Source organism: Paenarthrobacter sp. YAF11_1, from assembly GCF_052113445.1.
GTDB lineage: Bacteria > Actinomycetota > Actinomycetes > Actinomycetales > Micrococcaceae > Arthrobacter.
Window position 1 is genome coordinate 235,316 of sequence record NZ_JBFRDF010000001.1, and the last position, 21,707, is coordinate 257,022.

Sequence of the window (21,707 nt, forward strand, 5' to 3'; positions counted from 1 at the left end):
CGATATATCGCAATCTGGAGGGATCATGTCTGAGGAACTATGGACCGTGACAGGTCCGCAAACCATTGATGTGGACGACGTCCGCTCTCTCAAGCTGGGAATCGTCAAAGGCCGTTTTGACGTCATGACGCACGACCAGCCTTCTGTCCGCATTGAAATCAGCGAAATCACCGGAGACCCCCTCACTGTGACGCTCGTGGACGGCCGCTTGGAAGTTCGCCACCAGCTGCAAGGGCCGCAAGGATGGTTCCGCAACCTGATGGGCACCGTCAACAACACCAGCACCAACTCGGTGGTTGTCGGGATCGCCCTTCCACCCGGTGTGGATGTCGAGGCTGGAACAGTCAGCGGCGACGGCCTGGTGTCCGGGATCAGCGGCCGCACCCGCCTGAGCACCGTCTCAGGCTCCGTTATGGCAGATGGAACCAGCGGCGAACTGCACGTGAACACCGTCAGCGGCGAGGTCATCGCCAGAAACCACGACGGCGTCCTGACCGCCAAGAGTGTCTCGGGCGAGGTGACCGCTTCGGGCAAGTTCAAGAACGTCCGGGCCAGCACTGTCAGCGGCGACCTCAGTTTCGATCTCCAGGACTATACAAACGACCTTGGGGCGAATTCGGTCTCCGGCGACCTGACCATCAGGCTTCCCCACGACGTCGGCCTGGACATTGTTGCCAAGTCGGCCAGTGGAACCGTAGTGATCGACGACCAGATGTATGCCCAGCCCGGCAGCAACGTGCACACGATTGTAGGCCCGGACGAAAAGCTCATGCTGGTGCGCACCAACACGGTTTCCGGCAAGACCTACATCATGCACGGGTCAGCGCCGGCAACAGACAGCAACCACCAGGTCCCCGGGGAAGCGGGGCTCTGATGCCTCCCGTCTTTGCACACGGCGCCCTGCGCCTGTACTTGCTCGCGTTGCTCGAAACGGGGCCCAAGCACGGCTACGAATTGATCAAGGCCCTGGGCGACAGGTTTGGCGGCACGTACTCCCCCAGCGCAGGCACCATCTATCCGCGCCTGGGCAAGCTGGAAGAAGAGGGCTTGGTGGCCACCGAAACCGAGGGCCGCCGCACCAAGTACTTCATCACCGACGCAGGCCGCGCCGAACTGGATGGCCGCAGGGACGAGTTGGCCGACGTCGAAAACACCATTTCTGCCTCCGTCAGGCGGCTTGCCGACAACTTGCGTGAAGACATCCGGACCAACATGCGGGGTCTGCGGGCGGACCTCGCCGCCACTGCTGAAGCGGCGCGCACCACCGCAACCTCAGCACCCTTCCGGAGCCGGTCCGGCGGCTACACCCCTGAGGGCCAGCGGCTGGTGAAAGAAGCCGAGCTGATGGTCCAGTCATTCAGGGACGATATCCGGGTAGAGCTGCGTCTGCACAGTGCCTCACAACCGCTGACGCCTTTGGCACTGGAAACAGTGCGTACGGTACTTGACCAGGCGCGCATCTCGATCAGGAATTCACTGCGGAATTGACGTGGGGTTGGCTTCTGCCGGCGCAACACCGTTCCCGGTTCGCGACCCGGCACCCGGATGTGCGAAACTGGAGGGCAGCTCTATTGAGTATCAATCATTGAAGGAGGCCAGCTATGAGCAAGCGTGCACGTAAGCGTCGTGACCGTAAGCGCGGCGGCGCGAACCACGGCAAGCGTCCCAACACCTAAGCCAGCGGCTTAGTGTCACAGGCTTAAGAGCGAGGGCCCCGGAAACCATGAGGTTTCCGGGGCCCTTGGCGTTTGTGTACCCTGCGATCAGGCTTCTACCGGCTTGATGGAGTGAATCCTGTCCAGAATCGAGTTCTTAAGGTTCTCCGGTGCTGACTCGGTGCACGACCGCTTGACCATGGTACGGATGAGGCACTCGAGGTCATACTGCTCGGAGCACTCCTCGCAGGTGTCCAGGTGCTGCTTGATCTCGCTGAGGTCCTCGCGGGTCAACGCGCCGTCGAGGTACTCGTAGATCCGCTGCATTCGCGTATCGTCGCAATCGCCCAATCCCTGGCAGTCGCTCATTTCTCTTTCTCCTGATTGTTGCTTCCGGCCGCGGCCTGGTCTTCGGTTTGGGCCCTGAAGCCCCGTTCGGTGGCGTAGTCCGCCAGCATGTCCCGCAGCATCTTCCTGCCGCGGTGCAACCGTGACATGACCGTGCCGATGGGAGTGTTCATGATTTCTGATATCTGCTTGTACGCGTAGCCCTCGACGTCCGCGAAGTAGACAGCCAGCCGGAATTCCTCCGGAATGGATTGCAGTGCGTTTTTGACATCGGAGTCGGGCAGGTGGTCCAACGCCTCAGTTTCCGCGGACCTCAACCCCGCAGAAGTGTGCGACTCAGCCTTGGCCAACTGCCAATCCTCGATCGTGTCCGAGTTGGACTGCAGCGGCTCACGCTGCCGCTTCCGGTAGAGGTTGATATAGGTGTTGGTCAGGATGCGGTACAGCCATGCCTTGAGGTTGGTCCCCGGCTTGTACTGGTGGAAAGCCGAAAATGCCTTGGTGTAGGCCTCCTGAACCAGGTCCTCCGCATCCGAAGGGTTTCGCGCCATCCTCATGGCTGCCGAATACAGCTGATCCACATATTGCATGGCGTCGCGCTCGAAGCGCGCCCGCCGCTGCTCAGGAGTCTCCGAAGCGACGTCGACGTCGGGTGCGGCCACTGCGTCTTCCGCGCCGGCCGCCTGGTACATGGCCGCTGCGGCCGGTTCCGTGGTGCTCATCGTTGCCAAGTCTACTGTCAGCTGCGGGGAATCCGGCTGTGTCCCATACCCGCGCTCCGGTAGAACCACACGGTCCTTAACCAAAGTCAAGAAATCAACTCCGTTCACCAAGGCGGCAACACCTTTGCCGCAGTCCGGTCTCCACCGCACCACTAGTTCACAACGGCCGCCGCTGGGTAATTATTCCGCAAAGGTGCAAGACTAGAGCAGACTGCACCCCTTGAACACAACACCTGAACACAAAACCATTGACATAGTGTGGCAAGCCATCCAGGAGGCAAGACATGTCTGTTATCCGTTTTCTCGCGCGGCCCATGCTCGCGTCCAGCTTCGTCGTCGCAGGTCTTGACAAGCTCAGGAACGCGGACGACACCGCCAAGCAGCTCTCTCCCGTCCTTCGACGGGCTTCGGAGTCCCTGCCTTTCACCACCGATGAGAAGACCCTCGCGCGCCTCCTCGGAGGTGCCCAGCTGGGGGCCGGCGCATTGCTTGGGCTCGGGAAGCTCACCCGTTTTGCCGCAACGGTGCTGGCTGTGACGTCGGCGTTGAACTCCTACGTTGAATGGCGTTCAGCGGACATCAGCACCAAAGAAGGGCGGAGCGCACGCAAGGCCCAGCTGCTGAAGAACATCTCGCTGACCGGCGGGGTCCTTCTTGCCTCGGTTGATACCGACGGACGCCCGAGCATTGCCTGGCGTGCGGAGCACTTGGCTGCCGACGCCAAAAAGGTGACGGGCAAGCAAATCAAGCGGGCAGACAAAGCAGTACGCAAGGCCGTAGACAACGCAGTTGGAGCATAAGGAAGCATGACAGGTACCACCGCCGCAAACACCGGATCAACCACAGCCGCAGAGCTGCCTCTCTGGCCGGCACCCTACGCCAAAGGGCCCGTGGACGCCACGGTGACGGTACCTGGTTCAAAGTCGCTGACCAACCGGTTCCTCGTGCTGGCGGCTTTGGCGGATGGTCCCTCGCGGCTGCGGGCTCCTCTGCATTCCCGTGATTCCGCGCTCATGATCCAGGCTTTGCGGCAGTTGGGTGCCACCGTCACGGAAGTCCCTGGCGACGGCGACTACGGCCCTGACCTTGAGATCACCCCGATGGATCCCGCTGCCCCAAGCGCCGGAACAGCCATTGACTGCGGCCTCGCCGGCACCGTCATGCGGTTCGTTCCTCCGCTGGCGGCCTTGCGCAAGGGAGCTACCGTCTTCGACGGCGATCCCCACGCCCGCAACAGGCCCATGGGCACCATCATCGAGGCGTTGACCGCCCTCGGAGTCCCCGTGGCAGCCGAAGGCGGCAGGACGCCGTCGGCCCTTCCCTTCACAGTGGACGGCACCGGCGAGGTCCGGGGCGGCCACTTAGTGATCGATGCCAGCGCGTCATCGCAGTTCGTGTCCGCGCTGCTGCTGGTCGGCGCCCGTTTCACCGAAGGCCTCCACCTGGAGCACGTCGGCAAGCCCGTACCCAGCCTGGACCACATCACCATGACCGTGGCGGTCCTCCGCAGCGTGGGCGTCAGTGTGGATGACTCAGTACCCAACCACTGGCGGGTCTCCCCCGGACCCATCAACGCCTTTGACCAGAGGATCGAGCAGGACCTTTCCAACGCCGGTCCCTTCCTGGCCGCGGCCCTGGCGACACAGGGCACGGTACGGGTCACCAATTGGCCGGCCGGCACCACCCAGGTTGGCGATATGTGGCGGACCATCCTCGCCACCATGGGAGCCAGCGTCACCATGGAAGACGGGACCCTCACTGTCACCGGTGGACCGGTCATCAAGGGCGCCGACTTCGACGAAACCAGCGAACTCGCACCCACCGTTGCCGCCTTGTGCGCCCTGGCCGCCGGCCCCTCGCGGCTGACGGGGATTGCCCACCTCCGAGGCCACGAAACAGACCGGCTCGCGGCACTCGTTGCCGAAATCAACTCCCTGGGCGGTGACGCCGAAGAGACCGCCGATGGCCTCATCATCCGCCCCGCGGCACTGCACGCCGGCGTGGTCCACAGCTACGCCGACCACCGCATGGCCACTGCCGGCGCCATCCTGGGCCTCGCCGTGGAAGGCGTCAGGGTGGAAGACATTGCCACCACCTCCAAGACCATGCCGGAGTTCCCGGAAATGTGGGCTCGAATGGTGGAAACCATCTCCAGCGCGGATGGGGCCAAGAACTGACCATGGGCCGTGATGCACGCTCCTGGGATGAATCCGACGTCCGGATCCGACCCAACAAAAAAGGTTCCAGGCCGCGGACCAAGGACAGACCCAGCCACGACGACGCCGTGATCGGCCGGATCATCACCGTGGACCGCGGACGCTACAGGGCGATTGTGGACGAGGACTCCGCGAACGCACGCGTCGTCATCGCTGCGCGCGCCCGCGAACTGCGGCGGAACCCGGTAGTACCCGGGGACTTCGTCGCGTTGGTGGGGGACGTCTCCGGCTCGCCGGACACGCTCGCGCGGCTGGTCCGGGTGGAAGAACGACGAACCCTCCTGCGGCGCAGTGCTGACGACACCGACCCCATCGAACGGGTGGTAGTGGCCAACGCCCACCAATTGGTCATTGTTGTTGCAGCCGCCAACCCCGAACCGCGCACCGGATTCATCGACCGTGCCTTGGTGGCAGCCTACGACGCCGGCATTGAGCCGCTGCTGCTCATCACCAAGGCGGACGTCAGGGATCCGGCGGAATTGCTTGCCAACTACCTCAGCCTGGACTTCCCGGTGATCATCAGCCGCACGGCAGACTCTGAAGCAGGCGGCATCGACGCCCGCTCCGATGACGGCCTGTCCGCACGGTTGGACAAGGACGCCGTTGCCCAACTGCGCTCCCACCTCGGCGGCAAGGTCACCGTGATGCTCGGCCACTCGGGCGTGGGCAAGTCCACCATGGTCAATGCGCTGACAGGGGCGGAGCGGGCCACCGGCGGCGTTAACGCTGTGACAGGACGTGGACGGCATACGTCCTCCTCCGCTTTGGCCCTGAAGCTCGTCGACGCGCCGGCCGGCAGCTGGATCATCGATACCCCCGGTATCCGGTCCTTTGGCCTTGCCCATGTGGACCCGGACCGGATTCTGCACTCGTTTCCGGATCTTGAGCCCGGGACGGAGGCCTGTGAGCGGGGCTGCAAGCACGACGCCACTGCCATCAACTGCGGGCTGGATCCGTGGGTGAACGACGGCCATGCAGGACCGTCAGGGGTAGCGCGGTTGGCCTCATTGCGCCGTTTGCTCGGTGCCGACCCCCGACTGGAAGCAAAAGAGACCAAGGAACTGGGCACGGTCAACTGATCGTTGCGGCTTCACGTCCCCGCTGCAGCGCGCGTTTCAGGATAGTTTGGTGGCATGACCCATCCCGTTTCCACCTACAACGATGACCTGCGCCTTGCCCACGTCCTCGCTGATTCTGTCGATGCCCAGACCATGGACCGCTTCAAGGCTCTGGACCTGAAGATCGAAACCAAGCCAGACCTCACACCTGTCACCGACGCAGACAAAGCAGCGGAGGAGGCCATCCGGGGTCAGCTCTCCCGTTCCCGTCCCCGGGATGCTGTCCTTGGCGAGGAGTTTGGCAGCAGCGGACACGGCTCACGCCGTTGGATCATTGATCCCATCGATGGGACCAAGAACTTCGTCAGGGGCGTGCCGGTGTGGGCAACATTGATCGCACTGGTTGATGAGGGCGAACCCGTGGTCGGCGTCGTCAGTGCACCCGCCTTGGGCAAACGCTGGTGGGCTGCCAAGGACATGGGTGCCTACATGGGCCGGTCCCTTGCCGCTGCCACCCGGTTGAAGGTCTCCAACGTTTCCCAGTTGTCCGATGCCTCCTTGTCCTACTCAAGCCTGTCCGGGTGGAAGGAACGCGGGAACCTGGACGAGTTCCTGGGGCTTACCGAGGATGTCTGGCGAACCCGGGCCTACGGCGATTTCTGGTCATACTGCCTGGTGGCCGAGGGCGCAGTGGACATCGCGTGCGAGCCTGAGCTGAACCTGTACGACATGGCAGCTCTCGTCCCGATCGTCACGGAGGCCGGTGGCCGCTTCACTTCCTTGGAAGGCGACGACGGTCCGTTCGGCGGCAACGCGCTGGCCACCAACTCCATCCTTCACTCGGAAGTCCTCAAACGGCTCAACCCAGACCTGGACGACCTCCTCTAGCGCAGGTTCCCTTCACGGTTCACAAGCTGCTCTTCAGCGAATATTCGACGGCGGAAGCCTCCTTTTGGAGGCCTCCGCCGTTTTTTCTTCGCCAAACCGGCGATTTACAACCCGGCGTAACAAAGTGCTTAACAAAGCGAAGTGACTTTGGAGGGGCCGCTGGGGGTGCCCTAACCTTTTTACAGGTCACGAGTGCCAGCGCTAAACCCCGGTTTGCTGGCCGGCAACCCTCCATTCGCGGCGGGGTGCCCCGGGTGACGACCCGGCCGGTCCGGAACGGATGCGGCAAGCGCGGATCCCCCTATGGGGGTCCCTCTTGAGTGAGGTCCCATGAGCACAGTCACGTTCGATTCAAACATCATTCCGTCCTTTGCCGGCGAAACCCCGTCACAGGCAGCTGCAGCAGCACGGCCACTCGCCGCCGTCACTGGCGCTGAGCTGCAGGCACCCCTGATCCAGGGCGGCCACGTCCGCTATGCCAATCTGGACTACGGAGCATCGGCTCCGGCCCTGACCATCGTCTCGGCCTACCTCAACGAGGTCCTGCCTTACTACGCCAGCGTTCACCGCGGCGCGGGCTTTGCCTCCCAGATCAGCACGTCGGTCTACGAGAATTCGCGCAACATTGTCCGTGAGTTCGTCGGTGGGCGTCCTGACGATTCCGTGATTTTTACGCGAAACACCACAGACTCCCTGAACCTACTGGCTGGCTGCCTGCCGCAGATCGACGGCCGCTTCTCCGGGGAAGTCCTGTACCTGGACATCGAACACCACGCCAACCTTCTTCCCTGGCAGGGTGTCCCGCACCGCAGCGTCGTGGCGGCCTCCACCTTGGCCGCCACAGTGGACAAGCTTCGCGACGAATTGGCCCAAGGCGGGGTCAGCCTGCTCGCCGTCACGGGTGCCTCCAACGTGACAGGTGAAATCCTGCCGATCGCCGAACTCGCAGCACTTGCGCACGAATACGGCGCCAGGATCGTAGTCGATGCCGCACAGCTGGCACCTCACCGCCGGATCAACATCACGGAGGCCGATGTTGACTACGTCGTGTTCTCCGGCCACAAGCTCTATGCCCCCTTCGGCGCAGGCGTCGTAGTGGGCCGCCCGGACTGGCTCGACGCCGGGACTCCCCACCTGGCTGGTGGCGGCGCCGTCCGTGAAGCCCGCCTGGACTCCGTGAGCTGGGCAACGGGCCCTGCCCGCCATGAAGGCGGGTCCCCCAATGTCCTGGGTGCCGCAACCCTCGCCCGCGCCACGCAGGTCCTCGCCGGGTTGGACCAAGACGCGTGGCACGCCCACGAAGCCGCCATCCGCACGTACCTGGTGGACGGCCTGGAAGCCATCGACGGCGTGACTGTGCACCAGATCTTCACTGACTCCGACGACACCATTGGTGTGGTCAATTTCTCCGTGGAAGGATTCGACGCCGGATTGGTGGCCGCTTATCTGGCCGCCGAGCACGGAGTTGGCCTCCGGGATGGACGCTTCTGCGCCCACCCACTGCTCAAGCGACTCGGACTTCCCTCCGGGTCCTTGCGTGCCAGCTTTGGCGTCGGCTCCCGGTTGGAGGACGCCACGAGGCTGCTCGCAGGCATCGAAGGGCTCAAGCGCAACGGACTGGGCTGGGACTACGTGGTGGACGAGGGCCGCTGGGTACCTGCCAACGACCACCGAACCTACCCGGAGTGGGCTCCCAACACGCCCGGCACTGCAGGCGCTGCTCCCTGCACCGTTGACTAAGCGCGCTTTACCCCGGCTGCGGTAAATTCGTAGGGTATCTTTCAGCGACCCTGTGAAGGAGTTTTGGTGGCATTGCGTTCTCCGGCCGCCCCCAGCGGACAGCCCGGCATTCCCGGACCTGCCGGACCACGTGGTCCCAAGCTCCACGCTGACCGTCGCAACGAGTTCGGCCAGAGCTTCCAAGACGGCGGAGAGCATTACGATCGCGTTCGGCCCGGATATCCCCTGGGCTCCGTGGAATGGCTGGTTCCCCAAGGAGCCACCGCCGCTGCGGATCTGGGAGCCGGCACTGGCAAGTTCACTGCGCTCCTCGTAGAGCGCGGGCTGGACGTTACCGCCGTCGACCCTTCCACCGACATGCTGGAGCAACTGCGGAAGTCCCATCCACACGTCCGCGCATTGGAGGGAACGGCCGAAGCAACGGGACTGACGGACTCAGCATTCGACGTCGTCAGTGTTGCCCAGGCCTGGCATTGGTGCGATCCCCTTGCCGCGAGCTCCGAGATAGCCCGTATCCTGCGGCCGCACGGGACCTTGGGACTGGTCTGGAACCAGTTGGACACCGATGTGCCCTGGGTTCATCGGCTCTCGCGCATCATGCATGCAGGGGACGTCCACAAGCCCGGGTTCCGTCCACTTATCGGACCGGAATTTGCCGGCTTGGAGAGCCACTTCACCCGGTGGGCGGACGACGCGACGCCGGAAGACATCATGGAGCTCACTAAGTCACGAAGCTACTATCTCCGCGCCAACGACGCCACCCGGGCGAAGGTCATGGGCAACCTGGAGTGGTACCTCTACGAGCACCTCGGGCACGCACCGGGAGAGACCGTTCCGCTGCCCTACGTGACGCAGACCTGGCGGGCGTTCAAGATGCGCCCTGTGCAGCCACGGTAGGCTTGGGGTGTGAAGACCAGTACGCCCTCCTCCTCGATAGAGGACTACGTCAAGGTCATCTACTCGTATACAGAGTGGCAAGACAAGCCGATAACGTCCTCCCAGCTTGCCCAGCGCCTGGGTGTAGCCAATTCCTCCGTGTCAGAAATGGTCCGCAAGCTCAAGGACCAGGGACTGGTGGACCACCAGCCCTACAGCGCCATTCGCTTGACCGCGGCGGGTATGCGCCTGGCCCTTGCCATGGTGCGCCGGCATCGCCTCATTGAGACCTATCTGGTGGAAGAACTCGGGTACAGCTGGGATGAGGTCCATGATGAAGCCGAGATGCTGGAGCATGCGGTGTCAGATACCTTTATCGAGCGGATGTCCGACAAACTTGGCCACCCGGTCAGGGACCCGCACGGCGATCCGATTCCCTCGGCGGATGGCTCCGTTGAACTGCCGCACGCCTACCGCATGATCGAACTGGACCAAGGACACTCCGGGCGTATCACCAGGATCAGCGACGAGAACCCCGATCTCCTCAGGTACCTTGCAGCGGAAGAGATCACCCTCGACGCCCCCGTTGAAGTGGTCGGACGTAAACCGTTCGGCGGAGCACTGGTGGTGCGGATTGGAAACGGCGCCACAGGCCGCGAGTTCGATCTCGCCGACGAAGTCACGTCCGCACTCTGGGTCCAGAGCGCCGAAGCCCACGAAGGCTGCGTCCTTCCCGCCCGCTGACCCAACCCCGGCGAGAGCTCAGCCGGGCTGCCCGGCTGCCCCGCCGTCGCCGGACGCTGCATCCGGTTCGCTGTCGGCGGCAGCTGCCGCCCCCTTGGGAGGATTCCTGATCCCGACGGCGGAAGCTGCTGCCCCGGTCAGGAACAGTGCCGCCGTGACCAACAGGGCGTTGTACAAACCTTCACGGCTGAAGACCGGTCCCACGATCAGCCCCGCGAAGGCAATGGTGATCAGGCCTGCGATGCGGGCTACGGCGTTGTTCACCGCCGAACCGATCCCCGCTTCCTCGGGCGGGACCGCACCAAGAATAGCGGCCGTCAGGGGCGCCACGAGGGTCGCCAATCCCAAACCGAAGACGATCTGTCCCGGCAGTACCTGGGTCCAATAATTCAGCGGCTCCTGGACCGACAACGACATCAGGAAGCCCACACCACACAGCAGCGGTCCCACGGTCATGAACCATCTGGGCCCGTACTTCCCTGCAAGGCCACCAAAATATGAGGCACAGAGCATGAGGATAACGGTGCCAGGCAGCAGGGCGATGCCCGCCATGGTGGCCGCCATGCCCCCAACTTGCTGCAAATAGATTCCCAAAACGAAGAAGCCCAGGGAAATTCCCCCGTAAATGGCCAGTGTTGCCAGGTTGCCCCACCCGAAGTTGCGGATCGCGAAGAGCCTGAGTGGCAGCATTGGCTCGGCAGTCCTGGCCTCATGGATCAGGAAAAGAGCCATGGCCGCGATGCCGGCCACCAGAGGCAACCACACCTGCACGCTCCCCCAGCCCATGCGGCCCTGTTCGATGAACGCAAAAACGGGACCGCCGAGGCCCACCATGGCCAGGACGGCCCCGAGGTAGTCGATGCGTTTGCTCTTGTCCCTCGCGGCATCGGATGCCCGGAGGCCTGCCAACATGGGCCAAATGGCAACGGCGGGAATGACATTGATGAAGAAGATGACACGCCAGGAGAGCAGGTCCACAGCCATGCCGCCAATCAACGGACCCACGATGGCCGCAGCGCTGGTCCAGCCGGACCACTGGCCGATGGCTTTGGATTGGGCCGGGCCGGTGAACGAGGTAATAATCATGGCCAGCGAACTCGGGACCAGGAGGGCCCCGGCAATGCCCTGCAGTGCCCGCGACACCACCAGGACTTCGCCGCTCCACGCCAGCCCGCACAAGACCGAGGTCACAGCGAAACCCGCAAGGCCCCATTCCAGGATTCGCGCCCTCCCGAAATGGTCGGATAAGGAGCCGGCCACCAGGATCAATGCACCCAATGTCAGCAGGTACGCGTCTACTACCCACTGCTGGATGACCAGGCCGCCACCAAGTTCCCTCCCGATGGCAGGCAGTGCGAGATTGACCACAAAACCATCAAGGATGGCGATGAACGACGCCACGATGGCCACCACCAGCACGCGTTTCTGGAGCGGAGTACTCGGCAGAAGCGCGGCAGCGTCAGTCATGAGCACAGCCTACGCCCGTGAAGTCCCGTATCGTTGAGTGGTGATCAGCAGACGTGATGCCGCATTGGCCCTTGATATTTCGATGGAAATGGCACAGCGCCACGGTATTCCGTCCAGGCTTTCCGAGGCCGAACTCCGCGAAATGCAGGACAACCCCCCGGCTTGGTTGGTGCAGTCGCGCGCCAACCGCACCGGCAAACGCCCCGTCTGGGTCCATCTGACCTGCGCTGTGTGCGGCTATTCCGAGGCCATTCGGCCCAAAAAGTGGTGGCCGGACTTTTCCTTCGTCTACTGCGGTACCCACCGGAACAGTGACCTCCCCAAGCTCTTCCTCGGGGAAGTACGCAGCGAATACGAAGGGGTCGGCAGCCGCTTCGTGGGCGTCGTCGATGTTCCGGAGAGCAAAGCCTAGTCTCGGTTCACGGCTGGACCATCTCTGAGGGCACCGCAAGAATTTGCACGGATTTCCCTTCCCTGAGCACTGTCAACGGGAAGGGTTGGCCAATGGCTTCTTCGAACAGCAACTTCTGCAGGCTCTCGGCACTGGACACAGCCCGCCCCTGCGCCCGGAGCACGACGTCCCCCGGTTGAAGCCCGGACAGCTCCGCTGGAGACCGGGGAATCACCTCTACCACCCGCAGGCCTTCCTTCTGCCCAGTCCGTACAACGGCACTGGCATCCAGTGGGATTGGCGTGCTCACCAAACCCAAATATGCGCGGTGTACCCGGCCATCCCTCAGCAGGGACGCGATGATGCGCTGTGTGGTGGTGTTGATGGGCACTGCCAAACCCAGGCCCAGTCCTGCTACCGCAGTATTAATGCCCACGATGCGTCCGCGGGTATCGGCCAACGCTCCGCCGGAATTCCCAGGATTCAGCGCAGCGTCCGTTTGGATGACATCCTCGATGACCCGTCGATGCTCGCCCGCTTTGACGGGAATGGACCTGCCCAACCCACTGACTACGCCCGCAGTCACCGAGCCAGCCAGTCCCAGCGGATTCCCCACGGCGATCACCAACTGGCCCACCTTCAGGGTTTCGGCATTGCCCAACACTGCCGGGGGCGGTGCCGACTTCACGCCACGGACCACGGCGAGGTCGGATAAAGGATCCGCGCCCACCAACTCGACGTCCGTCTGCCTGCCATCAGCGAACACAGCCCTGCCCGACTGTATGCCAGCCACCACGTGGGCGTTCGTCAGCATGTATCCATCGCCGGTGAAGACCACAGCCGAGCCACTGCCCCTGCGGATCTGCCCCCTCCGGCCGGTGCTGGTCATCTCGATGGCGGCAACGTGGGGTGTCACGAATTCCGCAACCCGGACCACGATCTTCGAGTAGGCGTCCAGGGCCTCCTCGTCGTCCTCAGGTTCCTGCAGTTCGAACTCCGGCTCAGTGCTCATCACATGCCTCCTGCCAGTGCTCCGCCGTGTTTGCCGCTTATACAGTTCAACTGCCAATCCTTGGCTGGTAGTCCTCCGGACGGTACGCCGTGGGTGAACGCGGACGTCTTCTGCCGTTGTGCGTCCGGGCATGAAAAAACCCCCGGATCACAAGGATCCAGGGGCTTTCCGTGGGTGGAGATGGGGGGAATTGAACCCCCGTCCGATGTCGTTTTGTCAGGGCTTCTCCGGGCGCAGTTCGCGTCGGATTTTCTCGGCCCCAGCCATCCTGCGAACAGGTGGCTGATCCGGGCCCAGTCATCTAAGAGTCCCGTTTACCTCAATGACGAAGGCAAACAGCAGTGGCTATCTAAATGACGCCAGGAACCGGGGCGATAGCAACCCCGGGCTGACGGACTGTCTTACTGCTTAGGCAGCGAGAGCGAAGTCAGTGCGCTTAGATTCGGCACTTATTGGTTTGCAGACAGCGTTTACGAGATAATTCTGCATCCTCGGCCCGCTTCACCTGTCGCGACTAACATCGTCGAAACCGATCATCCCCGTATTTTGTTACCAATCCCGAAAGGATCATCGACTACGTCGAATTCCCTTCGGACTACTCATCATAACGCATTCATCCGGTGGAACATTCCACGGCCCGGTGGGCGTGGCGCTACCGGCGGTTGCGTTCCCGCAACTCACGCAGCGATTCACGCTTGTCCTGCTGCTCACGCAGCGTTTGGCGCTTGTCGTAATCCTTCTTGCCTCGGGCAATGGCGATTTCCACTTTGGCGCGGCCGTCCAGGAAGTACAACTGGAGCGGCACCACGGTAAAGCCGGACTCACGGATCTTCTGCGAGATTTTGTCCAGTTCATCGCGATGAAGCAAGAGCTTACGACGCCGGCGCGCGGCGTGGTTGGTCCAGCTCCCTTGGTGATACTCAGGGATGTGGATACCTTCCATCCACAGCTCGTCGTTGTAGAAGGTGCAGAAGCCGTCCACCATGGAGGCATGGCCCTCACGGAGGGACTTCACTTCTGTTCCCATGAGGGCGATGCCGGCCTCATAGGTGTCCAGGACATGGTAGTTATGCCGGGCCTTCCGATTGGTGGCCACTACCTTACGGCCACTTTCCTTGGGCACGGTAGAACTCCTTGTTAGATGCGGATTTCAACTAGTGTACGCCAGCGCCGGGGGCCTCCCGCGCACTGCGCCACACACTAGAGAAGGTTCATGGGATCCACAGCCGAACCGTTCAACCACGTTTCGAAGTGCGCGTGGCAACCGGTCGAGTTACCGGTGCTTCCCGAGTACGCGATGAGTTGGCCGGCCGAGACGCGTTGACCGTTCGACACCACGATGCTGCTGTTGTGGTAGTAGATGGTGGTCAACGAGTTGCCCTGGACCACACCATGGGACAGCTTCACACGCCATCCACCACCGTCTGCTGAGTTCCATCCTGAGTTGAAGACCTCCCCTGCGGCCGCCGCGTAGACGGGTGTGCCACAGGCGGCGCCGAAGTCGATGCCGGTGTGCATGTAGCCACCCGTGCCGTAGAAGTCGATGGTCCCCGGGGGCGTTGCGCGCCAGCCGAAGCCGGAGGTAATGGGAACATAGCTGGCAAAGGGGTGACGCAGCCCGAAGGCGGACGGAGAACCAGCTGCCGGGGGAACATACGGCTGCTCTGGTGGCGCCGGCCGGCCCTGGGCCGCAGCCGCGGCGGCTGCGGCTGCGGCAGCCTCTTCAGCAAGGCGGCGCTGCTCCGCTTCCCAGGCTTCCCTGAGTTTCCGGTCGCGCTCCACGATTTCAGCGGCCACAGTGTTCTGCTCGGCCTTCACCCGGGCCAGGTTGGCTTCGATACCCGGTTTGGCGGCCTGAAGCTGCCCGTTCAGGCGAGTGGTGTCTTCAATCAGCTTGTCGACTTCAGCTTTCTTGTTCGCAGCCTCGTCCCTGGCCGACTTCTCCCGGTCAAGCGCAGCGTCTGCTTTCGCCTTGAGGTCCTGGATCTCTTCCTCGACGGCGACGAGCCGCGCCTGGGAATTCACGTTCGTGGCGTTCTGCTGGGTCAGCTTGGTCATGGCAGCGTTCTGGCTGCGCATGGCCTGGTCCGCCAGGTCCATGGACTCAGTCAGGTTGCCCGACTCACTGGACCCGAACAAAAGAGCGATATTGGTGGGAACGCCACCGGACTTGTACGCCTGGGAGGCGATCTGACCGATCAGTTTCTTGGTATCAGTGATTTTCTGCTTATCACTTTCCAACTGCTCGGTGATCTTGGCTTTGTTTTGCTGGGCAAGCTCCACCCTGGCCGCCAAGGCTTCAACTTCCTTGACCGCACTCGCCACCCGGCCCTGCGCCTCAAGCAATGCCTGCTGGGCGCCGGGAAGGCGGCCCTGGTAGATCACCAGGTCGCCGGCAGCTTTGGCGATGTTGGCATCGACGAACTCAAGGGACGCCTGAACCCTGGCCGCTTCAGCCTCAAGTGCGGCTTGCTGGTCTTCAAGGTTGTCGGCCTGGGCAGCAGGAGCGCCCGACAGGAGGCTGACAGCCAGACCCACAGCAATCACGGCACCCATGATCCGAGCATTGCCCGACGCAAAGCGCCGGCGCAGGGAGTTCGGGTCCAACGCGGTCATCAGGAGTCCTTTTCGATTGTCAGCATGAAGGGTGATCGGGTCTCGGCGGTCATCGCTAGACCTTCAGGTATCGCCGGAGGGTCAAGAGAGAGGATATCCCGGCCAGACCCGCACCCAAGGCGATCAGCACGGGCGCGATGACCAGCACTTGGGTAGAGGAAATAAAGGGGGTGTTGAGGAACTGTGTCGACAGATCGCCGTTAAGCCAGAAGTGCGCCATCAACCACAGGGTGACCGAGGCAAGTACTGCGCCCACGACAGCAGCGATCACACCCTCCAGGATGAACGGTAGCTGGATGACTGTTTTGGACGCACCGACGAGCCGCATGATCCCCGTTTCCCGGCGTCTGCTGAAGGCAGAAAGCCGGATGGTGGTGGTAATAAGCAGCACCGCGCAGAAGATCATGACCACGGCTACACCCATCGCAGCAACCGACGCCCCGTTCATCCAGGAAAAGATGCGTTCCAGGACCTGCCGCTGGTCGCTGACCGTCTCGACTCCCGGCTGGGAGGAGAACGTCTCACTGATGATCTGGTACTTTTCCGGGTTCTTCATGTTGATCCGGAAGGAGGCCGGCAGCTGGTCCTCGGACACCGAATCCACAATCGGTGAATTGGAGAACTGTTCCTTGAAGTGCGTGTAGGCCTCAGCCTGGGACTCGAACTGGAAATCGTTGATGTATTGCTTGACCGCCGGCGACTCAAGCATTGCCTGCAGGTTCTCCTGCTGCTCCTTGGTGGCCGGTCCCGAAGCGCAGCCGACCGCCGTCGAACCGTCGTTGCAGAGGAAGACTGCCACCTGGACTTTGTCGTACCAGTAGCCCTTCATCTGGTTGATCTGCATCTGCAGCATTCCGGCCGCACCCACGAACGTCAAGGAAACGAACGTCACCAGGACCACCGAAATGACCATGGAAAGGTTCCGGCGGAGGCCACTGCCGATTTCCCCCAGGATAAACAGGAGCCTCACAGCTGCGCCCCCTGTGCACGGTTGAGTTCCTCGCCGCTGGCATCCCGCAAACGGCGCGATTCGCCAACCACCGGAATCATCGAGGTGTAGAGCGCCTTGGCTTCGTCTCGAATGACCTTGCCGTTCTTGAGCTCCACCACGCGGCGGCGCATCTCATTGACGATGTCGTCGTCGTGGGTTGCCATGACTACTGTGGTGCCGTTCTGGTTGATCTTGTCCAGGACTCCCATGATTCCCATCGAGGTGATGGGGTCCAGGTTGCCCGTCGGTTCGTCCGCCAGCAGGATGCCGGGACGATTCACGACGGCGCGGGCGATCGCCACGCGCTGCTGTTCGCCACCTGAAAGTTCGTGGGGCATGCGGCGCTCTTTGCCTTCCAGGCCCACGGTCTTCAGGACTTCGGGAACTGTTTCGCGGATAATTGAACGGCTCTTGCCGATCACCTGCATCGCGAAGGCAACGTTGGCAAAGACATTCTTTTGCGGGAGCAGGCGGAAGTCCTGGAAAACCACGCCGATGCCGCGACGAAGCTTGGGTACACGCCAGCTCGAAATGTTGGCCACGTTTTGCCCGGCAACATACACAGATCCCGACGAGGCTTTGTCTTCCTTCAGGATCAAGCGAAGAAAGGTGGACTTGCCTGAGCCCGACGCACCTACAAGGAAGGTGAATTCGCCGCGGTTGATCTCAAGGCTGACAGAGTCGAGCGCCGGTCGGGCATTCTGCTCGTAGACCTTGGTGACATTCTCAAATCTGATCATGGCCCTTTAGAACCCCGCCGGACATGACATAGTCGCCCAGTCCAACAGCCGGAGCGCGGGCTTTCGATGGGGGAAGTGAGAGCACCGGCCACTCGACTATACGCACGGGTAAGTCGGATTTACCGGGCTTTGAAGGGCGTGTCGCAGAATCCCGAGGGTTGACGCCCCCGGATTCCGCTTGTCTCCGTTTTAGTTGGCAGCGGCTTTAGTTAGCAGCGGCGTTACGGTTGCCCGTACGCCAACGGATGCCGGCGTCAATGAAGTCGTCAATGTCGCCGTCCAGCACTGCAGACGTGTTGCCCACTTCATGTTCCGTTCGCAGATCCTTGACCATCTGGTACGGATTGAGAACGTAGGAGCGCATCTGGTCACCCCAGGACGCTTTGACATCCCCTGCCAGTGCCTTCTTTTCGGCGTCCTGTTGCTCCTTCTTGACCAGCAGAAGGCGGGACTGAAGAACTCGCATGGCTGCCGCCCGGTTCTGGAGCTGCGATTTTTCGTTCTGCATCGAGACCACAATGCCCGTGGGAATGTGGGTCAGTCGTACCGCAGAGTCAGTGGTGTTGACCGACTGGCCGCCCGGTCCCGAAGAACGGAAGACGTCAACACGAATTTCGTTGTCCGGAATTTCGATGGAGTCCGTCTGTTCGATCAACGGAATGACTTCGACTGCCGCGAAGGACGTCTGTCGGCGGCCTTGGTTGTCGAAAGGACTGATGCGGACCAACCGGTGTGTTCCTGCTTCGACGCTCAACGTGCCGAACGCGTACGGCGCCTTGACCTCGAACGTGGCGGATTTCAGTCCAGCCTCCTCGGCATAGGAGGTATCCATCACGGTGGTCGGGTACCCGTGGCGTTCTGCCCAGCGCAGGTACATCCGCATCAGCATCTCGGCGAAATCTGCTGCGTCGACTCCGCCGGCGCCCGCGCGGATGGTAACCACAGCTTCGCGTTCGTCGTACTCGCCTGCCAAGAGTGTGGTGATTTCAAGTTCCGCCAGAGCCTTGCGAATGGACGACAACTCCTTCGCAGCTTCCGCCATGGAGTCTTCGTCGCCCTCGTCCTGGCCGAGCTCCACCAGGACTTCAAGGTCATCGATCCGGGAGTCCAGCTTGGAAAGACGCTCAACTTCCGACTGCCGGTGTGACAACCTCGAGGTAATCACCTGGGCTGAAGCCGGGTCATCCCAAAGGTCCGGGGCTCCGGCTTGCTCGCTCAGTTCAGCGATCTCAGCTTTGAGTGCATCAACATCGGTAACGTTCTCGATGGAGCTGTAAGTTGCGCGAAGTGCGCGGATTTCTGCGGGAAAATCTATCTCAGCCATGGTCATCCCAGCGTACGCTATCCGTCGCGCTCCCCCGACGGCCCGGTTCTTTCATGCAGGAACCATGACCCGGACATTATTGGGTCAGCGATGAGCGGGCTACCGATCGGGCCTCGACCAGGATCCCGTCCGGCAAGAGGAAGCTGATAACCGGAGGATGGGCCACAGCGGTAAGGACCACCACAGCCGTGCCGCCGGGTTCGCTGCCCGTTCCGGCCGCCAAGGCAAGGCGATCATGATGGGAAGAGGCGTCGGTTCCGGAAAGGTAGGAGTATGCCCCGGACCGCACGCGCTCATCGACCAACGTCGGGCCGGGACGGGTCCCGGTTCCCATATCTCCCACCATGAAGGTGTCGGCGGCGGCCAGCGCGGCTCCGTCCGCAAGTGACAACAGTTTTTTGTACTCCAGGTAGACGGCCGAGACAGCCATGACCGCTGTTGCCAGAAGGAGCGCCAGCACAACGAAGCCAATAATGAGAACAGCGATCTGACCCTCTTCGCGGGCTTCGCCACGGCGACGCAGCGTCGTCACAGGAAGCGCCCCACAACTTGAGTGGCCGACGCACTCAAACGGGCGGCGCTCAAGCCCACCGAATCCCCGAAGGGCATCAAGGGCAAGGGAACGTCGAGGGAAACCGTCACCGTCACCTTTGCTCCTGCCGACAGACAGTCCGCTCTGTCACACGCCACCTCAACATTGGCTTGGTCCGGGGCGTGCCCGTAGTCCCCCAGGGCAAGGAAGACCGCCCGTTCAGCTGCAGCCCTGGCATCGGGAAGGGCACTCCGGGCCACGAAGGCCTTTGCGGCTTGGTCGGCGGCACCGACCACCGCAAAAGACCCACCTTGGATTTGCCCCACTGTCACCACGAAGTAGACCACCGGAACCATGAGCAATACGGCCAGGAAGGTAAATTCCACCACGGCACTGCCCCGTTCGCATTCTGGCGCCCGGTTGTCTCTCCTGCTTTCCCGGGTGGTCACCTCGGCTGGATCCCCAGCAGGCGCTCCAGCCGGCTCTACAGACAGACACATGGCTTCGCGCGTCCGTTGCAAGAAGGCTGCCAGCAGCTTCAGGGACGGTTCAGTACACTGCATGACCTTTCACCTCCAGCAACCCACGGGGACCTAAGAGCCCGACAACAGGCATGGGCGCCTTCACCGTCACCTCCAAGGTGCGGACTCCGTCCACCATGACATCGCTGCATGCGATGTCTCCGGAAAAGTCGCCATTCAAGGCCGAGTGAATCAACTCCGCGGTCCGCGCCCGGGCATCTGCCGGCGTGCGGTCCGCCAAGGCCCCATACCGAGCACCGGAGGCCGCAGCATCAATCAGGGTGTTTCTGACATGCAACACCAAGGTGAGCTGAACGATCGCCATAAAAAACAGCGTCAGCAGCGCGCCGACCAAGACAAAGTCGACGACGGCGGACCCGCACTCGTCGGAGACGCTCCGCCGTTGATTGGTCCGAAGACCTGAACCAGCGGAGGGTTCCGGCCGCACTCCTACTGGCCCACTTTCTTTATCGCCTGATCGAACAGGCCCTCCAAAGCAGGAGCGGCCAAGGCAAGAAGGCCAGCGACCAAGACGGCCGACATCAGTGTGAATGCGTTCCAATCTCACCCTGAGTCTTGTTCAGGCGCTAGCCGTTGTTAGCCCGACTTCACGTTGACAGTGCGGAGATTGATGAACCCCATTGTTGAGTTCTTGACGACGTCTTCGACTGCGTATATCTGGATTACCCAGTCACCGTTGGCTACTCCCTGGGGCACTGTGATGTAGCTGCGCCAGACGCCGTTCTGGTTGGTGCCTGTGGCCAGCGACGGATACGGGAAGTAGTAGTACTGGCCCGTTTCGGGGTGAAGGAACCGGGCATGGAGGCCCTGTACTGCGGTCTCGTCAGTCAGTCGAACGCTGAAGCTCAGTTTGGCCGGGGCGCCAGTGACATCCAGTGCGGTGCTGGACACGGCATTGCTGACGATGGCGGGCGCAGCAACGTCCGTCGTCGCACCTGTAATGACGTTGATGGTTCGGAGCTCTATGAATCCAAACGTGCTGTTCTTGAGTGGGTCTTCTACTGCATAAACCTGAATCACCCACTGCCCGTTGGCTACGCCCTGAGGAAGGGTGATGTAGCTGCGCCAGATGCCGTTTTGAGCCGTTCCTGATGAGAGGGATGGGTATGGAAAGTAGTAGTACTGCCCTGTTGCTGGGTGCAGGAATCGAGCGTGGAGACTCTGTACTGCGGTCTCGTCGGTGATCCGGACGCTGAAGCTGAGTTTCGCTGGGGCGTTGGTGACGTCCAAGGTTGTGGCGGAGACCGCGTTGCTAACGATGACCGGCGCGGCGACGTCAGTTGAGCCGGATATGACGTTGATGGTTCGTAGGTTGATGAAGCCCATGGTGCTGTTTTTCCAGGGGTCTTCGATGGCATATATCTGGATTGACCACTCCCCGTTGGCCACACCTTGCGGCACGGTGATGTAGCTGCGCCAGACGCCGTTTTGAGCCGTTCCGGACGAGAGGGACGGATAGGGGAAGTAGTAGTACTGCCCGCTGCTGGAATGAATGAACCGGGCATGGATGCTGTTCACCGCCGTCTCATCCGTCAGCCGAACGCTGAAGCTGAGCTTCGCCGGGGCGCTTGTGACGTCAAGGGTAGTAGCGGACACGGCATGGCTTACCACCACCGGTGCGGATATATCGGGCGCGGCGACGGCCGGCGAGATACCTGCGAAAAGCAAACCGCCAGCAATGAGCAGCGCCCAGGCGGCCCTTAGTCTGGTGCCAAAATTTGTCAAAGAGTACCCCCATGAAGTGGAAAACGATCTGCAATGCGGCGTCCCAGGTCACGCCCTAGTGGAGCGGGATACTTGCGCCTTCAAGTGGAATATTAGCTGCATCTCGCCGCGTTCCTTTCT

At 62.1% G+C, this 21,707-nt stretch carries 24 protein-coding genes, 1 other RNA gene and 1 riboswitch; of the genes, 11 read left to right on the plus strand and 14 right to left on the minus strand.

Annotated elements, in window-relative coordinates; translation table 11 throughout:
- Positions 1–25 precede the first annotated feature (25 nt).
- The 3 genes from AB4Y77_RS01110 to AB4Y77_RS01120 all read left to right on the plus strand — a co-directional run bounded on the left by AB4Y77_RS01110 (position 26) and on the right by AB4Y77_RS01120 (position 1,676).
- Positions 26–874, plus strand: a complete 849-nt coding sequence (locus tag AB4Y77_RS01110; RefSeq protein WP_442012716.1) for a DUF4097 family beta strand repeat-containing protein — start codon at positions 26–28, stop codon at positions 872–874.
- Complete coding sequence (locus tag AB4Y77_RS01115) at positions 874–1,488, plus strand: PadR family transcriptional regulator (RefSeq protein WP_311212694.1); 615 nt, start codon at positions 874–876, stop codon at positions 1,486–1,488. The genes AB4Y77_RS01110 and AB4Y77_RS01115 overlap by 1 nt, the downstream gene beginning before the upstream one ends.
- Before the next feature lie 113 nt (positions 1,489–1,601).
- Positions 1,602–1,676, plus strand: coding sequence for a 50S ribosomal protein bL37 (locus AB4Y77_RS01120; RefSeq protein ID WP_369299106.1), 75 nt, complete (start codon positions 1,602–1,604; stop codon positions 1,674–1,676).
- An 87-nt stretch (positions 1,677–1,763) separates the two neighbouring features.
- Here AB4Y77_RS01120 and rsrA read toward each other — a convergent pair whose 3' ends face one another.
- Both rsrA and AB4Y77_RS01130 read right to left on the minus strand, forming a co-directional pair.
- The gene (gene rsrA / locus AB4Y77_RS01125) at positions 1,764–2,024 is read right to left on the minus strand and encodes a mycothiol system anti-sigma-R factor (protein ID WP_089595572.1); all 261 of its coding nucleotides are present in this window, start codon (positions 2,022–2,024) and stop codon (positions 1,764–1,766) included.
- The gene (locus tag AB4Y77_RS01130; RefSeq protein WP_396136322.1) at positions 2,021–2,815 is read right to left on the minus strand and encodes a sigma-70 family RNA polymerase sigma factor; all 795 of its coding nucleotides are present in this window, start codon (positions 2,813–2,815) and stop codon (positions 2,021–2,023) included. Before AB4Y77_RS01130 ends, rsrA begins: the two co-directional genes overlap by 4 nt.
- Before the next feature lie 194 nt (positions 2,816–3,009).
- Here AB4Y77_RS01130 and AB4Y77_RS01135 point away from each other — a divergent pair, with 194 nt between their 5' ends.
- The 7 genes from AB4Y77_RS01135 to AB4Y77_RS01165 all read left to right on the plus strand — a co-directional run bounded on the left by AB4Y77_RS01135 (position 3,010) and on the right by AB4Y77_RS01165 (position 10,247).
- Positions 3,010–3,525: a DoxX family membrane protein gene (locus AB4Y77_RS01135; RefSeq protein ID WP_311212696.1), complete on the plus strand. Its 516-nt coding sequence runs from the start codon at positions 3,010–3,012 to the stop codon at positions 3,523–3,525.
- Positions 3,526–3,531: 6 nt separating this feature from the next.
- A complete protein-coding gene (gene aroA / locus AB4Y77_RS01140) occupies positions 3,532–4,902 on the plus strand; it encodes a 3-phosphoshikimate 1-carboxyvinyltransferase (RefSeq protein WP_311212697.1) in 1,371 nt (456 codons plus the stop codon).
- A gap of 2 nt (positions 4,903–4,904) precedes the next feature.
- Complete coding sequence (gene rsgA / locus AB4Y77_RS01145; protein ID WP_442012717.1) at positions 4,905–6,020, plus strand: ribosome small subunit-dependent GTPase A; 1,116 nt, start codon at positions 4,905–4,907, stop codon at positions 6,018–6,020.
- A 54-nt stretch (positions 6,021–6,074) separates the two neighbouring features.
- Positions 6,075–6,887 (plus strand): histidinol-phosphatase, encoded by an 813-nt coding sequence (gene hisN / locus AB4Y77_RS01150; RefSeq protein WP_442012718.1) that lies wholly within the window; start codon positions 6,075–6,077, stop codon positions 6,885–6,887.
- A gap of 184 nt (positions 6,888–7,071) precedes the next feature.
- Positions 7,072–7,185: riboswitch (SAM riboswitch) on the plus strand.
- A gap of 32 nt (positions 7,186–7,217) precedes the next feature.
- Entirely contained in the window at positions 7,218–8,627 is a 1,410-nt protein-coding gene (locus AB4Y77_RS01155) for an aminotransferase class V-fold PLP-dependent enzyme (protein ID WP_442012719.1), read from the plus strand.
- A gap of 72 nt (positions 8,628–8,699) precedes the next feature.
- Positions 8,700–9,524 carry a class I SAM-dependent methyltransferase gene (locus AB4Y77_RS01160; RefSeq protein WP_442013046.1) on the plus strand — a complete coding sequence of 275 codons (825 nt, stop codon included), beginning with the start codon at positions 8,700–8,702 and terminating at the stop codon, positions 9,522–9,524.
- A gap of 9 nt (positions 9,525–9,533) precedes the next feature.
- Positions 9,534–10,247, plus strand: coding sequence for a metal-dependent transcriptional regulator (locus AB4Y77_RS01165; RefSeq protein ID WP_311212701.1), 714 nt, complete (start codon positions 9,534–9,536; stop codon positions 10,245–10,247).
- Between the two features lie 18 nt (positions 10,248–10,265).
- On the opposite strand, the gene AB4Y77_RS01170 is transcribed toward AB4Y77_RS01165, so the two are convergent.
- Entirely contained in the window at positions 10,266–11,720 is a 1,455-nt protein-coding gene (locus AB4Y77_RS01170; RefSeq protein WP_442012720.1) for an MFS transporter, read from the minus strand.
- Between the two features lie 76 nt (positions 11,721–11,796).
- Between AB4Y77_RS01170 and AB4Y77_RS01175 the strand changes: the two genes are divergently transcribed.
- Positions 11,797–12,126 carry a hypothetical protein gene (locus AB4Y77_RS01175; protein WP_311212872.1) on the plus strand — a complete coding sequence of 110 codons (330 nt, stop codon included), beginning with the start codon at positions 11,797–11,799 and terminating at the stop codon, positions 12,124–12,126.
- 7 nt (positions 12,127–12,133) lie between these two features.
- Here the strand turns inward: AB4Y77_RS01175 and AB4Y77_RS01180 are convergent, their stop codons facing one another.
- The 11 genes from AB4Y77_RS01180 to AB4Y77_RS01230 form a co-directional block, all read right to left on the minus strand.
- The gene (locus AB4Y77_RS01180) at positions 12,134–13,117 is read right to left on the minus strand and encodes a S1C family serine protease (protein ID WP_311212703.1); all 984 of its coding nucleotides are present in this window, start codon (positions 13,115–13,117) and stop codon (positions 12,134–12,136) included.
- Between the two features lie 172 nt (positions 13,118–13,289).
- Positions 13,290–13,658, minus strand: a transfer-messenger RNA (tmRNA) gene (gene ssrA, locus AB4Y77_RS01185).
- Positions 13,659–13,769: 111 nt separating this feature from the next.
- Entirely contained in the window at positions 13,770–14,240 is a 471-nt protein-coding gene (gene smpB, locus AB4Y77_RS01190; protein WP_017198498.1) for an SsrA-binding protein SmpB, read from the minus strand.
- Between the two features lie 77 nt (positions 14,241–14,317).
- On the minus strand, positions 14,318–15,733 hold the full coding sequence (locus AB4Y77_RS01195) for a peptidoglycan DD-metalloendopeptidase family protein (RefSeq protein WP_311212704.1): 1,416 nt from the start codon (positions 15,731–15,733) through the stop codon (positions 14,318–14,320).
- Positions 15,734–15,788: 55 nt separating this feature from the next.
- Positions 15,789–16,703 carry a permease-like cell division protein FtsX gene (ftsX, locus tag AB4Y77_RS01200; protein ID WP_442012721.1) on the minus strand — a complete coding sequence of 305 codons (915 nt, stop codon included), beginning with the start codon at positions 16,701–16,703 and terminating at the stop codon, positions 15,789–15,791.
- The gene (ftsE, locus tag AB4Y77_RS01205) at positions 16,700–17,464 is read right to left on the minus strand and encodes a cell division ATP-binding protein FtsE (RefSeq protein WP_017198501.1); all 765 of its coding nucleotides are present in this window, start codon (positions 17,462–17,464) and stop codon (positions 16,700–16,702) included. The genes ftsX and ftsE overlap by 4 nt, the downstream gene beginning before the upstream one ends.
- A gap of 205 nt (positions 17,465–17,669) precedes the next feature.
- Complete coding sequence (prfB, locus tag AB4Y77_RS01210; protein ID WP_311212706.1) at positions 17,670–18,788, minus strand: peptide chain release factor 2; 1,119 nt, start codon at positions 18,786–18,788, stop codon at positions 17,670–17,672.
- A gap of 76 nt (positions 18,789–18,864) precedes the next feature.
- A complete protein-coding gene (locus AB4Y77_RS01215; protein ID WP_442012722.1) occupies positions 18,865–19,320 on the minus strand; it encodes a pilus assembly protein TadG-related protein in 456 nt (151 codons plus the stop codon).
- Positions 19,317–19,709 (minus strand): hypothetical protein, encoded by a 393-nt coding sequence (locus tag AB4Y77_RS01220; RefSeq protein ID WP_442012723.1) that lies wholly within the window; start codon positions 19,707–19,709, stop codon positions 19,317–19,319. Before AB4Y77_RS01220 ends, AB4Y77_RS01215 begins: the two co-directional genes overlap by 4 nt.
- Positions 19,710–19,869: 160 nt before the next feature.
- Positions 19,870–20,289 (minus strand): TadE family protein, encoded by a 420-nt coding sequence (locus AB4Y77_RS01225; protein WP_442012724.1) that lies wholly within the window; start codon positions 20,287–20,289, stop codon positions 19,870–19,872.
- A 149-nt stretch (positions 20,290–20,438) separates the two neighbouring features.
- Positions 20,439–21,587, minus strand: coding sequence for a hypothetical protein (locus tag AB4Y77_RS01230; protein WP_442012725.1), 1,149 nt, complete (start codon positions 21,585–21,587; stop codon positions 20,439–20,441).
- Positions 21,588–21,707: the final 120 nt, after the last annotated feature.

Excerpts from the sequence above, each read along its gene's own strand:
- AB4Y77_RS01110 (WP_442012716.1), top strand. The coding sequence starts at position 26 with ATGTCTGAGGAACTATGGACCGTGACAGGTCCGCAAACCATTGATGTG.
- AB4Y77_RS01115 (WP_311212694.1), top strand. The coding sequence starts at position 874 with ATGCCTCCCGTCTTTGCACACGGCGCCCTGCGCCTGTACTTGCTCGCG.
- rsrA (WP_089595572.1), bottom strand. The coding sequence starts at position 2,024 with ATGAGCGACTGCCAGGGATTGGGCGATTGCGACGATACGCGAATGCAG.
- AB4Y77_RS01135 (WP_311212696.1), top strand. The coding sequence starts at position 3,010 with ATGTCTGTTATCCGTTTTCTCGCGCGGCCCATGCTCGCGTCCAGCTTC.
- aroA (WP_311212697.1), top strand. The coding sequence starts at position 3,532 with ATGACAGGTACCACCGCCGCAAACACCGGATCAACCACAGCCGCAGAG.
- rsgA (WP_442012717.1), top strand. The coding sequence starts at position 4,905 with ATGGGCCGTGATGCACGCTCCTGGGATGAATCCGACGTCCGGATCCGA.
- hisN (WP_442012718.1), top strand. The coding sequence starts at position 6,075 with ATGACCCATCCCGTTTCCACCTACAACGATGACCTGCGCCTTGCCCAC.
- AB4Y77_RS01155 (WP_442012719.1), top strand. The coding sequence starts at position 7,218 with ATGAGCACAGTCACGTTCGATTCAAACATCATTCCGTCCTTTGCCGGC.
- AB4Y77_RS01175 (WP_311212872.1), top strand. The coding sequence starts at position 11,797 with ATGGAAATGGCACAGCGCCACGGTATTCCGTCCAGGCTTTCCGAGGCC.
- AB4Y77_RS01180 (WP_311212703.1), bottom strand. The coding sequence starts at position 13,117 with ATGAGCACTGAGCCGGAGTTCGAACTGCAGGAACCTGAGGACGACGAG.
- AB4Y77_RS01195 (WP_311212704.1), bottom strand. The coding sequence starts at position 15,733 with ATGACCGCGTTGGACCCGAACTCCCTGCGCCGGCGCTTTGCGTCGGGC.
- ftsE (WP_017198501.1), bottom strand. The coding sequence starts at position 17,464 with ATGATCAGATTTGAGAATGTCACCAAGGTCTACGAGCAGAATGCCCGA.
- prfB (WP_311212706.1), bottom strand. The coding sequence starts at position 18,788 with ATGGCTGAGATAGATTTTCCCGCAGAAATCCGCGCACTTCGCGCAACT.